Origin of the sequence: Chryseosolibacter histidinae (assembly GCF_018598225.1) — a bacterium.
In the GTDB taxonomy this organism is placed as follows: domain Bacteria; phylum Bacteroidota; class Bacteroidia; order Cytophagales; family Cyclobacteriaceae; genus Chryseosolibacter; species Chryseosolibacter histidini.
Genome location: NZ_JAHESF010000015.1, coordinates 21103 through 34075 on the forward strand (window position 1 = coordinate 21103; position 12973 = coordinate 34075).

Annotated in this window: 13 protein-coding genes; 2 read left to right on the top strand and 11 right to left on the bottom strand. The window is 49.0% G+C overall.

What is annotated here, in order from left to right:
* Positions 1-127: 127 nt before the first annotated feature.
* The gene (locus tag KK083_RS16235) at positions 128-730 is read left to right on the top strand and encodes a TetR/AcrR family transcriptional regulator (RefSeq protein WP_262899548.1); all 603 of its coding nucleotides are present in this window, start codon (positions 128-130) and stop codon (positions 728-730) included.
* Between the two features lie 218 nt (positions 731-948).
* Here KK083_RS16235 and KK083_RS16240 read toward each other — a convergent pair whose 3' ends face one another.
* The 7 genes from KK083_RS16240 to KK083_RS16270 form a co-directional block, all read right to left on the bottom strand.
* Positions 949-2259 carry a TAXI family TRAP transporter solute-binding subunit gene (locus KK083_RS16240; protein ID WP_254164603.1) on the bottom strand — a complete coding sequence of 437 codons (1311 nt, stop codon included), beginning with the start codon at positions 2257-2259 and terminating at the stop codon, positions 949-951.
* Between the two features lie 66 nt (positions 2260-2325).
* Positions 2326-2838 (bottom strand): YfiR family protein, encoded by a 513-nt coding sequence (locus tag KK083_RS16245; protein ID WP_254164605.1) that lies wholly within the window; start codon positions 2836-2838, stop codon positions 2326-2328.
* 107 nt (positions 2839-2945) lie between these two features.
* Positions 2946-3269 carry a hypothetical protein gene (locus tag KK083_RS16250; RefSeq protein ID WP_254164607.1) on the bottom strand — a complete coding sequence of 108 codons (324 nt, stop codon included), beginning with the start codon at positions 3267-3269 and terminating at the stop codon, positions 2946-2948.
* A 292-nt stretch (positions 3270-3561) separates the two neighbouring features.
* Positions 3562-4740, bottom strand: a complete 1179-nt coding sequence (locus tag KK083_RS16255) for a threonine synthase (protein ID WP_254164608.1) — start codon at positions 4738-4740, stop codon at positions 3562-3564.
* 67 nt (positions 4741-4807) lie between these two features.
* Positions 4808-5716 carry a LysR substrate-binding domain-containing protein gene (locus tag KK083_RS16260; RefSeq protein WP_254164610.1) on the bottom strand — a complete coding sequence of 303 codons (909 nt, stop codon included), beginning with the start codon at positions 5714-5716 and terminating at the stop codon, positions 4808-4810.
* Between the two features lie 96 nt (positions 5717-5812).
* Entirely contained in the window at positions 5813-6208 is a 396-nt protein-coding gene (locus tag KK083_RS16265; RefSeq protein WP_254164612.1) for a type II toxin-antitoxin system VapC family toxin, read from the bottom strand.
* On the bottom strand, positions 6198-6419 hold the full coding sequence (locus KK083_RS16270; RefSeq protein ID WP_254164614.1) for a hypothetical protein: 222 nt from the start codon (positions 6417-6419) through the stop codon (positions 6198-6200). Before KK083_RS16270 ends, KK083_RS16265 begins: the two co-directional genes overlap by 11 nt.
* Before the next feature lie 214 nt (positions 6420-6633).
* On the opposite strand from KK083_RS16270, the gene KK083_RS16275 reads away from it, so the two are divergent.
* Positions 6634-8073 (top strand): aminotransferase-like domain-containing protein, encoded by a 1440-nt coding sequence (locus KK083_RS16275; protein WP_254164616.1) that lies wholly within the window; start codon positions 6634-6636, stop codon positions 8071-8073.
* A gap of 150 nt (positions 8074-8223) precedes the next feature.
* Here KK083_RS16275 and KK083_RS16280 read toward each other — a convergent pair whose 3' ends face one another.
* From KK083_RS16280 to KK083_RS16295, 4 genes are all read right to left on the bottom strand, one after another.
* On the bottom strand, positions 8224-9078 hold the full coding sequence (locus tag KK083_RS16280; RefSeq protein ID WP_254164917.1) for a transglutaminase-like domain-containing protein: 855 nt from the start codon (positions 9076-9078) through the stop codon (positions 8224-8226).
* A gap of 93 nt (positions 9079-9171) precedes the next feature.
* Positions 9172-10800, bottom strand: a complete 1629-nt coding sequence (locus KK083_RS16285) for an acyl-CoA carboxylase subunit beta (protein ID WP_254164618.1) — start codon at positions 10798-10800, stop codon at positions 9172-9174.
* 204 nt (positions 10801-11004) lie between these two features.
* A complete protein-coding gene (locus KK083_RS16290) occupies positions 11005-11970 on the bottom strand; it encodes an MlaD family protein (RefSeq protein ID WP_254164620.1) in 966 nt (321 codons plus the stop codon).
* A gap of 41 nt (positions 11971-12011) precedes the next feature.
* The gene (locus KK083_RS16295; protein ID WP_254164919.1) at positions 12012-12797 is read right to left on the bottom strand and encodes an N-acetylmuramoyl-L-alanine amidase family protein; all 786 of its coding nucleotides are present in this window, start codon (positions 12795-12797) and stop codon (positions 12012-12014) included.
* Between the last annotated feature and the right edge of the window lie 176 nt (positions 12798-12973).

Consider the following 12973-nt stretch of genomic DNA (forward strand, 5'->3'; position numbering starts at 1 on the left):
GGTAGAGGTCTGTAAATGAACAAAATGGACCGGGAACGTCTCTTTTGAAGTCCTTTTACCAACGGTTTTTCCCTTCGGTTGCGAAACCGTATCATTAAACCCTAAAAAATGAAATAAGTCAGAAATCATGTGCCCTATAGTATTATCCAAAGATGAATTGATCCGAGCTGAGGTGCTTAATGCTGCCCGAGGGCTGTTTCAGCGATTTGGTCTCTTCAAAACGACCATGGAAGATATTGCTAAGGCAGCCGGTAAAGGGAAAAGCACATTGTATTATTATTACCAGAGCAAGGACGAGATCTTTGATTCAGTGATCAAGGAAGATATGGAGGAGGTCTTCAATTCGGTTAAATACGCTGTAGAGCAGGCATCCACCGCCGAGGAAAAACTACGGAACTTTACATCGAGCAAGATCCGGGCGATCAGCCAGAAAGCAGCACTGTATAGCATCGTATTCGGTGAGATCTCCGAAAACCCTCAGCTCATCAAAAAACTGAAAAAGTCTTACGAAGAAAGAGAACTCGAGCTTTTGAGAGGAATTCTGTCTTTCGGAATTGCCCGCCAGGAGCTCAAAAAGATCAGTGACGAAACCCTCGAAGACGTAAGCTACATCATACTGAGCTCGCTCCGCGGAATTGAAATGGGCCTGCTCGAAGACAACCGCGCTAAAAAAATGGGCGACCGCCTCGACTTCGTTCTCGACCTGATGTGTCATGGGATCAAGCGGTGACACTAGCGAGTTACGTGAAAGGGTTGCCGGTTGCCAGTTACCGGTTGCCAGTTGGCGCACCACGTTCTCAACGTGCAGGTTTCTCTTCTGATATAGTAACACCAGGTCAGATAGTCACACCACACAAAGCCGGTAACTGGCAACCGGCAACCAGAAGCGAATCTAGTAACTGGCACGTCCTTCACTATCAACGCGAAATAAGCTTCCGAAGCAGATGCTCAATTCTCCCTCGGAACAAACGTCGATCTCGACAGGTGGCGCAGGTGCTCGGCTTCTGTGTCGATGCGTTGCACTGTAGATTGCATCAGCAGCAGAAATATAATGAACGCGTGATTGGCTTCGATGCGCTCCGATACAAGCAACTGAAAAGCGCGTTTCCTGATATGCGATAGCTCCTGCAGCATACTTTCCAGCTCCTGGCGGGTAACGCTTAACGCATGGGCCCGGTCGTCGATCTCGATGATCCTTTTATAATACTCGTCGATCCTGTCTTTCTTTCGTTGCTTCAGCTTGTGATAGCTCGTGGAAATGGCGCCGACAATCACTGCCAGGATGGAAACGGCCAGTCCCACCAACTCGGAATAACGCTCCCAGAAGCTCGGTTGATTGCGGTTCAGGTAAGCAACGGTGCCGGCATGCAGCGGGAACAGGAAGGTGTGGTTGTTGAATTTTTCCGTGAGCAGGCCGAATTCGAAATTGTCCTGCGCCAGCCTGGCCTCCGCGTTGAATACTGATTCGTTGAAGTCATATACAAGCTCGGGCTCCACATCTTTATGGCAGACCAGCACATCGTAGATCGCAAATGTCTGAACAGGCTCGTTGGGAAATCCATTGAAGATGCCTTGCGGGATCAGGTACGGCACTACCTGCGGAAATTTAAGGCTGAAGCCGTCAATGACGGAGCCAGGCTCCTTTCCTGTTGTGCTGTAAAGCGTGAAGCCTGGCTTCTCTGCCAACAGGTTACCAACCATCGGGTTGTTCAGCGAAGAGAACATGATGATCACATCGGCGTTTTCTTTTGCCCGTTGCAGCGTGGCTGGCTCCTGCGGATTTTTGAGGAAGATCACATTCCTGGGATCAAGTTTGAGACTCTCCAGGAAACCGTTGATGATAGGGATCTCTTCTTTCTTGTCGGTGATCATGACAACACGCCCGTGTTCCATCAGCGAGGTTATATTTTTGTACGAGGTTTCTTTCTTGCACAGCATCAGGAACACGTCGGGGAACAGCGGCATCACCGTTCGCAGGTCTGCCAGCGAGTCGTCAATGAGGATGTCATTTTTTACAATTGCCATATCTGCTTCCTTGGCCTTGACACGTTTTAAAAATGTTCGCTCCAGGCTGGCGGTGTCAACATTTTCCTGAAGGTTAATGTCTATGGAATGCAACACGGCAGAGAGCTGGGCCACCACAGAATGATCGGCACGCATGCTGCTTTCATAACGGTCTGTGAGCACGGTGATGGTTTTCTTGGAGGTACAGCTGGTCAATAACAATACAATCAGCAATGAGATGAATATCCGATCCATGGGGTTTGGTAAGATTAGGATTAGGTTCGAAATGCGTGTGGTTTAAAAAATCGTGCAGGCGTTGGGTTATTGGATCACCGTGTGGGCTGAGTTGATGAGCGTTCTGGAGACCCTGATGTTCCTTCGGTCGAGTGCCTGCTTATTGATGTTATAGCGGAATGTATTGCTGTCGAGCTGAACAATGCTGAACTCAGCGCCCATTTTGAAGTGATCCGGATGGGCACCGACGATCAGCAAGGGTTGCTGCGCTGTTTTACTGGCCAGCGAAGCCAGCACAACATTCATTTCGTTCGTAACATAGATGATCTGCGCAGGCGTTAGCTCGTGCACGTCATGCACCTCGACCACCTTAACAGGAAGACCGTTGATGTGCATATTCCTGGAGTGCGCCACCAGCGCCTCGTAGATAGGAGATTTTCCGAGGATGGTGATCGTGTATTCCTTTGACGTTACCGGGAAATCAGTATTCTGTGCGATGCCCAGCAACAGAAGCGCGTGAGCCTGGTCGTGTTCTGATTGAGCCAGCGTTGAAAAAAATCGCACAAACAGGATCATAGATATGATGAATCGCCTTTTCATAAAGTAAGTACAGATTTAATGTTGCGTTAACAGTAGTTGGATAAGCGCGTCACAATGTTGGCTGCAGCAAAAGAGCCTGGAGTGACGCCGTAAATGGGGAGTAATGTTCAGATCAGCAGCCTGCGGTGAAGCAAATACAGCGGTGAGGTGCCTTGTACCTTTTGATGCGTTACCGGTGTTGCCAGCGATGTGATGGTAACGGATGCCGAAAGGATGATAGTGGTTCCGGTGGTATCCTGATCGTTGGTTTTTTTGCAATCGTTTTCAAGGGTCTCCTCCAATACGGCACAGCTGGATACGGTGTAATAAGAAGTCTGCTTAAATAACCCCTGCTGATGTGAAGGATCAGTCGCGAATGGCGCCGAATAAGCAAAGGAGAGGATGCTCCAGGTAGCAATGACGGTGGCGATCAGGAATTTCAGGTAGGCCATTCAGGCTATAGTACGGAAAAGCCGCTGAAAAGATTCCTTTGAAAGTGTCGTTAGGACACTATTTTAAAAATGTGCGACCCCTTGTATATTCTTGTAGATGAGAACCCACGCAAGTGCGTTGAAGGGCAGTTGGTTGCCGGTTACCGGTTTGCCGGTTTCGGTAGGTGTGAAATTTTCCGGCCGTGTAATCATATCGGAAAGAGCCATATGTGGGGTGCGCCAACTGGCAAAAATCTCACACGTCTCATTCCCATAGCTATCGGGACTCACATCTCAGGCCTCACATCTATTTTCACGTGAGATTTTCAATATACTTGTAACCCGAGCCGGTGTTCAGCAACAAAACATGCTCGTCTCTTCTGATATGGCCGTTGTCGAGCAGGTTTCTCAGGGCTGCCAGCAACGCACCGCCTTCGGGTGCAACAAAAATACCTTCTGCCGTCGCGATGGCTCTCACACCAGTCACGATCTCGTCTTCTGTTACTGATATTGCCCGGCCACCGGTTTCGTGCAAGACCTGCTGGATGAGCTTATGCGCAAATGGATGCGGTACGGCGAGTCCGTTGGCAAGGGTAGGTTTGCCAGGAACGGGCGCCTTGTTATCGAAAAAAGTATCCACTACCGGTCTGCAGTTCTCCGATTGAACAGCGATGAGGCGTGGCATCTTATCAGGGATCCATCCGAGTGCCATCATTTCTTCGAAAGCCTTCCACATTCCGATCAGGCCCGTGCCGCCTCCTGTTGGATATAGGATCACATCGGGCAATTTCCAGCCAGATTGTTCGGCGATCTCGTAGCCCATGGTCTTTTTGCCTTCGAGGCGATAAGGCTCTTTCATGGTGGAGAGATCGAAATACTCGCCGGTGCTGTTCATTTCACCAACTTTTTTCGCGCAATCACTGATGAGGCCATCTACTTCTATGACCCGTGCGCCAAAGTACTGACATTCTACTTTGAATGCCCGGGGTGTGTGCCTGGGCATCACTACGGTTGCATTCATGCCGGCACGTGCACAATAGGCTGCCATGGCCCCGCCTGCGTTTCCTGCCGTGGGAATAATGCAGTCGGATAACCCGAGCTCTTTCGCCTTGGAAATGGCCATGCTCAATCCCCTGGCTTTAAAAGAGCCCGTGGGATTTAACGATTCATCCTTGATGGAGAGGCTGCCCATTTGAAGAATACTGGATAGACGGTCCATCTTCAGCAGGGGAGTCCAGCCTTCACCAAGGGTTACAATGTTCTTTTTATCGAGCACGGGAAGCAGCGCCGCATACCGCCACATAGAGCGCTCGTTGCTGTCTATCAATTCCTGTTGCAATCCTGGTAACAGGTTGTATTGGCTGATCAACGGACTTCTTTGACACTTTTCACACGATGCATAGGTGTTTACCCCATGCACTGAAAACTGGCGATCACACGCCGAGCACTTTAATGAAGTAATACGTGATGTTATGGTTTTCGTGGCAGTCATACTATCGTTTGCCTGCTGCGAATGTATCTGGTTTGCTATTCTCCAGCCAATACTGATTTATTATCAGCTATAACTTAATGTTATAATAGCTTTTCGCGAATTTGATGAAGGCATCGTTCAGGCCGTGGTTTTCATCGCCGTGCCGTTGTATAAAATAGAACTGGCGAACCACGGTGAAGCCGTCGATGTACAGCCTCACCAGCTCGCCTGACGCCAGCTCTTTTGATACAGCCCGCATGGAAAGAAAACCCATGCTGTCATCGGCCAGCACAAAGTTTTTGAGCGCTTCTGTGCCGCCAAGCCTGATGCTGATCTTCAGGTCAGACATTTTGATGCCATGGCTTCCCAGCGCATGTTTCACCACGGCCAGTGTACCCGATCCACGTTCGCGCAGAACGATGGGAATGTCTTTGATATCGCTGATGGTGTACTTCATTTTTTTTGTCAGGTAGCTGTGCGCCGAGCATACCGGAACAACTTCATCTGCCAGGAACGGCTGACTGTGCACCTGCGACATTTTATTTTTTCCTTCCACGATACCGAGGTCTATCTCGTTGTCAAGCAGGGCTTTCAGTACGTTTTCAGTATTCCGGTTCAGCAGGCTTATCCGCACTTCGGGATGTTTCTTCCGAAAGCCTGACAGTACTGTGGGAATAATGTACAAGGCAATGGTAGTACTCGCACCTAACTTCAGCTCGCCCTTTGCGTGAAACTTGTCGCGGTGTGTGTTGATCTCGTACTCCAGTTGTTTTTCGATGCTCTTTGCCCTCATCAGGAAATCGAATAACGTACGCCCCGCTTCCGATAGTGAGATGGTGTTGCCCTTGCGATTGAACAGGCTTGCTTTATAATGTTTCTCCAGTTGCTGAATGTGTTTTGTTATCGCGGGCTGACTGATGTACAATACCTGGCTGGCTTTGGTGAAGCTCAGTTGCCGCGCCACTTCAAGAAAAACTTCGTGATTGAATGAAAGCATACCCTAAAATTACGGTATCGCGGCAGCATAAAGAATTAACCTTTTTTGAAAACGTCGGTCAAAGGCACTTCCTAAATTGTTAGTGACTTTGATGCGCTACCAGGTTTCCATTGACAGGGAGTCAACGTTAAGAAAGTGCTTATCTCTGGTGACAAGCGTTAACTGGTGCTGGGCAGCAAGTGAAGCGATCCAAATATCATTTTCTGATATGGGCGTGCCTTTGGCCTTTAATTGACTTTTTATTTTCCCATAAACCCTGGCCGTGGCGGTATCACAATCAAGTATAAAAGACACTTCGGCCAATGCCTCGAGCCTCTTTTTGTTCTCTTCTTTTTTTGTTGATTGTTCTGCCCCGTAAAATAATTCACCCATCACAATGCTCGGGACGAAGACATCACCAGAATAGGTTTTTATTTTTTCAGTGATGGAGGATTCGTTTGCGAAAAGACCGATGATGATGTTTGTATCGAGCAGATAGATATTACCACTCATTTTTGTCGATGTTTCCACACCCTGCTTCGATAGCAGCGCGCATCTTCTCGACCTCTGCCTTGTCTATGCTTCCGGCAAATCGAAGAAGCTCATGACTGCTGCTGGGTGGTGTTTTCAGCAGCGTTTTGATATAAGCCAATACCTTGCTCTGCTGCTCCTTGCTCAGCAGGCCGAGATTTTTAAAGAATTCATTTTCGAAAGCCTTTGACATCGTTTTCGGTTTTGAACTATCATAAAGATACAACATTCCCCAGATTTTAGTTTCACAGGTCTCAAAGCTTTCAGAAGCCTTGTTAGATAGATAGAGAAAGGAACATCCTGTTACAGAAAAAGGAACATCCTGTTTAAAGAGGGTTGAAAAACAGTTTCTATTTTGTTAATTTCGGGCATATCAGTTTGAGGTCAACGCTAAAACCTTTAATTCCATGAATGAGACGTTGGAAATAAAACAGGATCACAAATACGTTGAAGTAGCGGAGCGTATCGAAACGCTTATTGAAAAGAAAGTACTCAAGGTAGGCGATAAGCTGCTCTCAGTCCGGGCCCTCAGCAAAGAGCAGGGCATCAGCCTGAGCACCGCTTTCCAGGCGTACTATATGTTGGAGAGCAAGGGATTGATCGAAGCCAGGCCGCAGTCGGGATACTACGTTAAGTTCTCGCACGCCCATACGCTTGATCTTCCTAAAACGTGCGATCCGCCCGATGATGCCATTCCTGTAAGCGTTGATGATATGATCAACAGCGTTTACGTTGACCTGAACAACGAGAAGCTGCTGAACTTCTCCATGGGGGCGCCGGCCATTGAGCTGCTGCCTACCGCCAAGCTGAACAAGGCGGTGATGCATGTGCTGCGTCAGTCAAAGACCTGTTGTCTTAACTACGAGCATATTCAGGGCAACCCGGCGCTGAGAAAACAGATCGCGCGCCAGGCCTTCAACTGGGGAGGCACACCCAGCGAAGACGACATCATTGTGACGGCGGGTGCAGTGGAAGCCCTCTCACTTTGTGTGAAGGCTATCACCAAACCGGGCGACGCCATTGCCATTGAGAGTCCTACTTACTTTGCCATTTTCCAGGTGCTGGAAAGCCACGGATTGAAAGTGGTGGAGATCCCAACAGACCCGTTAACCGGGGTAGACCTCGATTATCTTGAAAAGGCGATCCCGCGGTTCGATATCAAGGCCTGCCTCTTCGTGAACAACTTTAACAATCCGTTAGGGAGCTGCATGCCTGATGAACATAAGAAGCGGCTGGTAGACATGCTTGCTAAGAAAGACATTCCGCTCATCGAAGACGATATTTACGGCGAGCTTTACTTCGGCAAGACCAGGCCTAAAACATGCAAGACGTTCGATAAGAAAGGGCTGGTACTTCACTGCGCTTCGTTCTCAAAATCGCTGGCACCGGGCTATCGCATCGGCTGGACAATTCCCGGAAGGTTCAAGGAGAAAGTGCTTCGCCTCAAGCGCATGCACACTGTATCGACCAACACACTTTCGCAGGCTGCGGTGGCCGACTTCCTGAGCAACGGCAGGTTCGAGCTTCACCTTCGCCACCTGCGCAAGGCCCTGCACACACAATCACTGCGTTACGTTCAGGCAGTGTCCGATTACTTCCCGGATGACACCTGCATTACCAGGCCGCAGGGAGGATTCACCTTGTGGATCGAGATGAACAAGAAGATCAATGGTTATAAGCTTCACAAGCGTGCCCTGAAGCACAACATCGGCATTGCACCCGGTCAGATCTTTTCTTCACAAGGCCGTTTCGAGAACTGCTTCCGCATCAGCTATGGCCAACCGTGGACCGAGAGAATAGGGCAGGGGTTGCAGATGCTTGGGAAACTTATGAAGGATATGCGGTAGTATAGAAGTTGACAATTGACAAAAGAACAATTGACAACGTTTGGAGAATACCCTGATGGGTGTCTTTCAATTCGAAGGAAAGTCCAGATAGTTACCCTGCTCGTTGTCAACTGCCCGATGGCTATCGGGATTGTCAATTGTCAACTATTCTTACACGCCCAGGTCTCCTCCATCAGCAATGATCAAAAGCAGCTCTTTCACTTCTTCTGCTTTTGCGTGTTCGCCCATTTTGTCGAACGACATGATGAGGTTGCGGAATACCCTGCGAATGATCTCGAGGTTGGAGCAAGGCTGGAAGAACGAATCCTGCGGGGCGAGGTGGAGTTCGTTGATGTAGTTTTCGATGTCCTGCTTGGAGAAGATCAATCCTTTGTTGAAGGCGTTGATATAGAACTGCTGGTGCCGCTCGTCTTTATACGTGAGCACAAACAGGTTGGGGAGGTTCACACCGTATACAGGCAGCTTCAGCTTTTGCGCCACAAGCATGTAGATCACACAGAGCGTGATAGGGTTCCCTTTGCGCGACTCCAGCACCACGTTGATCATGGAGTTGCCGGGTGAGTGAAAGTTCTTGGTGTTGGCGCCAAACTTCAGCTTGTTGAAGAGCACACTGTTGATGAGCTTCACCTGGTCGAAAGGATACAGGTCGGGTTTGAATTCAAGCCATGTGTCATAATAGAGCTGTTCGAGCTCCTGCCTCAGTTTCATCAGCTCGAGATCGGGATACTGATAGGTGGCAATGAGCCACATGCCTGTGAGCAGGTCCTGGTCTTCACTTTCGTACCATTGTCTGAGCCGTTCCTTCAGCAGCTCGTATTGCAACGCGTGGATCAGATCTTCGATGCGGCGTTGTACCTGCGAATTGAAATTACTCTCCCACTCCTCTTCCAGGAAAGGGATCACGGAAGTGCCTAACGAAAGTATTTTTTCCTGAACATGCGAGATGATCTGCTCGTCGTCATCATCCAACAGCGAGACCAGCGCTTTAAATTCTTTTGACTCCATTCCCATTCCAATCTTTGTTTTCCTACGGCTCTTTCGAGCCATGAAGGTAGAAATTTTCTATAATTTACAAACGCTCTTTGGCGGGCGTGAAGTTCAGGTCTGGATCACACCGACGTTAAATTTCTCTACAGGCGCATGATTTGCCGCTTCGATGCTCAGGGAAATTATTTTTCGGGTTTCGGAAGGGTCAATGATACCATCCACCCACAATCGTGAAGCAGCATAGTAGGGGCTCAGCTGCTCATTGTAACGATCCGTGATCTCCTTCAATAATTTCTCTTCTTCCTCCTTCGTGATCTGCTGTCCCTGTGACTTCAGCGTATTTACCCTGATCTGCAGTAGGGTTTTGGCGGCAGAGGCACCACTCATCACGGCGATCTGCGCAGTAGGCCATGCATAAATGAACCTGGGGTCGTATGCTTTTCCACACATGGCATAGTTACCGGCGCCATAGGAGTTGCCCATGATGATGGTGAACTTGGGCACCGTTGAGTTGGCCATGGCATTCACCATTTTTGCGCCGTCTTTGATGATGCCTCCGTGCTCTGCTTTGCTGCCTACCATAAAACCGCTTACATCCTGCAGAAAGAGCAGGGGGATCTTACGCTGGTTGCAGTTCATGATAAAACGGGCTGCCTTGTCTGCCGCATCCGAGTAAATGACACCACCCATCTGCATCTCTCCCTTTTTTGTTTTTACAACCTTACGCTGGTTGGCCACAATGCCGATAGCCCAGCCATCGATGCGTGCGGTGCCACAGATGAGCGTTTTTCCATAAAGCGCTTTGTATTCGTCAAACGCAGAATTGTCTACAAGGCGTTTGATCACCTCCATGGTATCATAAGGTTTGGCGCGGTCTGACGGGAACAGACCATAGATGCCTTCTGACTTCTCTGCCGGTGGTGTTGGCGCAACACGATCAAAGCCAGCCTTTTCCTGATGCCCGAATTTTTTGAACAGTGAACGGATGTAATCCAGGCAGGCCTGGTCGTTGGGGAATTTATTATCGGTCACACCGGAGATCTCGCAGTGGGTAGTAGCACCGCCGAGGGTTTCGTTGTCAATATCTTCTCCGATAGCAGCTTTCACGAGATACGATCCCGCAAGGAAAATAGACCCTGTTTTGTCTACGATCATCGCTTCGTCAGACATGATGGGCAGGTACGCGCCACCGGCAACACAGCTGCCCATAATGGCCGCCACCTGAATGATACCCATAGACGACATCCGGGCGTTGTTCCTGAACTGCCTTCCGAAATGTTCCTTGTCGGGAAAGATCTCATCCTGCATGGGAAGAAAAACGCCCGCACTGTCAACGAGGTAGATCACCGGCAGGCGGTTCTCCATGGCGATCTCCTGGGCTCTCAGATTTTTTTTGGCGGTGATGGGAAACCACGCACCGGCCTTTACGGTGGCGTCGTTGGCCACGATCATGCACAGGCGTCCTTCAACGTGGCCGATACCGGTGATCACACCCGCAGAAGGACATCCACCCACATCTTTGTACATTCCTTCCCCGGCAAACAACCCGATCTCCTGGAATTCAGAATTTTTGTCGATGAGGTAAGCGATGCGCTCGCGTGCCGTGAGTTTTCCTTTCTGATGTTGTTCGTCGATCTTCTTTTCGCCGCCGCCAAGCTTTGTTTTTTTCTCTTTTGTGCGAAGCTGGTAGACAAGCTGCTTGAGCTGGTCTTCGTTCTTGTTGAATTCCAAATCTGTCATAGTTCTCCGATGATCAGGTGTCGGTCTTGTTTAAGCTGTCTGTTGTCCTTCCGGGATCTGGCATCAGGAATCCCGATAGTTATCGGGAGGGCATCAGGCATTAGAGGTTTCCTGCATTTCCAATGCCCTAATGTCTAATTCCCAAATGCCTTTGTATAAAACTGCAGGCTTTGTGAGGTAAAATACTATTCCCGATGAAGAAGATCAGTCTTTCTTCCCGGAATTTTTGTTCTGGTCTTTCAGCTCACGTTCGATCTTCTTGCGACTTTTGCCCAGGGGTGCCATAAAATGGCGTGGGTTCTCGTTAAAATGATTCGCCAGCGAGTCAAGGTTCTGAAGCAGGCTGTTAAGGTTCACATACAATGAATCTTCCGTCATCAGCTTGCTGGCCGTGTTATCGCCTTTGCTCAGCTTGCTCAGGGTCTCATTCAGTTTGCCGATGGTCTGTTGCGCTTTGATCAGCGTGCCATTGAGCTGGATCATCTTCAAGGAATCGGATAACGTTCTGAAGTTCTGGAGTGTGGGCTTCAGGTCGGTAAGCGTGTTGTTCAGGTTGGTGCCAACGGTCTGAAAAGTGCCGGAGATCTCACCGACGTTGCCTTTTACGGAAGAGATGGTGCTGTTCAGCAGCTTGGGCGTGGTGCGCAGGTCTACCAGCATATTTCTCAGCAGCACAGTACTCTGGCCGAGGGTATCTAGCACACCGTTAATTTTTTTCAATGTGGTCTGCAGGTTGGCGGCAACGGGCTCGGCATTTTCTGCAATGAGGTCGGTGAGTCCTTTGGCCACATCGGTCTGAATGGTGTCTTTTGCCTTCAATACCTCGTCTGGCGGTCCTACCATCAACGTAATGAATCGGCCCCCCAGCAACTCACCGTTCAGCACGGCAATGGACGAGCGGCTTACAATGATCTCGGAATCGATGGACAGTTCCACGATGACCCTGTTCTTGTTCTGCTGGATCTCGATATCGCTCACGCGGCCAATGGCGTATCCGTTCAGAAAGATCTGGTTTGATTCAGCGAGCTTGTCGATGTTCTTATAGATCGCGTAATACTTTTTGTCTGACGAAAAAAAGTCTATTCCTTTCAGGAAATTGAATCCAAAGTATAGCAATACAATGGACGATACCATGAACAGTCCTACTTTTACTTCCTTCGATAGTTTCATCCTGAGTTAGTTAGATAAGGGCAGTACCCTGGAATTTGGGCTCAATTTATAGATTCTACTTCACTTTTGTATTCTTTGAATGCCCTATATATTCCTGACGCGATCAGCTCCTGGCCTGAATCTGTGCGTAAGAATTGCTCTTCAGTAGAATTGGATAAAAAACCTGTTTCGATCAGAACGCTGGGCATGGTGGTGCGCCACAGCACAACGAACCCGGCCTGTTTCACGCCCCTGCTTTTCCGCCCTGCCCGCAGCTTGAACTGGTCTTCGATCTTCGAGGCAAACAGCAGGCTGCTTTCCTGGTAGGCGCTCTGGGTCAGGGAAAAGAGGATGTAGGATTCGGGGCTGTTGTCAAAACCTTCGTAACGCTCTTTGTAGTTGTCATCCATCAGAATGACCGCATTTTCGCGTTTGGCCAGCTCAAAGTTGCTGTTGTCCTTATGGAGGCCCATCACATAGGTCTCCGTTCCGAGGGCTTTGCTGCCAGGCAATGAATTGGCGTGGATGCAGATAAAAAGGTCGGCTTTGCTTTTGTTGGCGATGTCGGCCCGTTCATCGAGGGCCAGGTACCGGTCGTCTTTGCGGGTATAGATCACCTTCACGCCTGGCACATTCTTTTCGATGTGATGGCCAAGTTTAAGGGCAATTTTGAGCGCAACATCCTTTTCAAGTGTTTTGTTACCCCTGGTTCCCGGGTCTTTGCCTCCGTGGCCGGCATCAATAACCACCACATCGACTTTAAATTCGGGCTTGATCAGGGTACTCGAAGAATTTAGCAAGGTTATTGCTACCAGGACCGCGGTTATTCCAATATTCCTCACAGGCATTACAATGTTCAAACTATTTGCAATAACTTTACGCAAAGTTGAGAATTTTTCCCTAAAACCTAAAGATCTGACCATCAATTCGGGGCCTGTGCGGTATTCTGTCATTTTCATTGCAGCATTTCTTTTTATAGCGGTTCCCACGGTTGCTCAGGTAGAAAGACCCTTAAAAAATCCTG

What these genes read in the sequence shown, in the direction of transcription:
- KK083_RS16235 (WP_262899548.1), top strand. Translation starts at nt 128, where the DNA reads ATGTGCCCTATAGTATTATCCAAAGATGAATTGATCCGAGCTGAGGTG.
- KK083_RS16240 (WP_254164603.1), bottom strand. Translation starts at nt 2,259, where the DNA reads ATGGATCGGATATTCATCTCATTGCTGATTGTATTGTTATTGACCAGC.
- KK083_RS16245 (WP_254164605.1), bottom strand. Translation starts at nt 2,838, where the DNA reads ATGAAAAGGCGATTCATCATATCTATGATCCTGTTTGTGCGATTTTTT.
- KK083_RS16250 (WP_254164607.1), bottom strand. Translation starts at nt 3,269, where the DNA reads ATGGCCTACCTGAAATTCCTGATCGCCACCGTCATTGCTACCTGGAGC.
- KK083_RS16255 (WP_254164608.1), bottom strand. Translation starts at nt 4,740, where the DNA reads ATGACTGCCACGAAAACCATAACATCACGTATTACTTCATTAAAGTGC.
- KK083_RS16260 (WP_254164610.1), bottom strand. Translation starts at nt 5,716, where the DNA reads ATGCTTTCATTCAATCACGAAGTTTTTCTTGAAGTGGCGCGGCAACTG.
- KK083_RS16265 (WP_254164612.1), bottom strand. Translation starts at nt 6,208, where the DNA reads ATGAGTGGTAATATCTATCTGCTCGATACAAACATCATCATCGGTCTT.
- KK083_RS16270 (WP_254164614.1), bottom strand. Translation starts at nt 6,419, where the DNA reads ATGTCAAAGGCTTTCGAAAATGAATTCTTTAAAAATCTCGGCCTGCTG.
- KK083_RS16275 (WP_254164616.1), top strand. Translation starts at nt 6,634, where the DNA reads ATGAATGAGACGTTGGAAATAAAACAGGATCACAAATACGTTGAAGTA.
- KK083_RS16280 (WP_254164917.1), bottom strand. Translation starts at nt 9,078, where the DNA reads ATGGAGTCAAAAGAATTTAAAGCGCTGGTCTCGCTGTTGGATGATGAC.
- KK083_RS16285 (WP_254164618.1), bottom strand. Translation starts at nt 10,800, where the DNA reads ATGACAGATTTGGAATTCAACAAGAACGAAGACCAGCTCAAGCAGCTT.
- KK083_RS16290 (WP_254164620.1), bottom strand. Translation starts at nt 11,970, where the DNA reads ATGAAACTATCGAAGGAAGTAAAAGTAGGACTGTTCATGGTATCGTCC.
- KK083_RS16295 (WP_254164919.1), bottom strand. Translation starts at nt 12,797, where the DNA reads ATGCCTGTGAGGAATATTGGAATAACCGCGGTCCTGGTAGCAATAACC.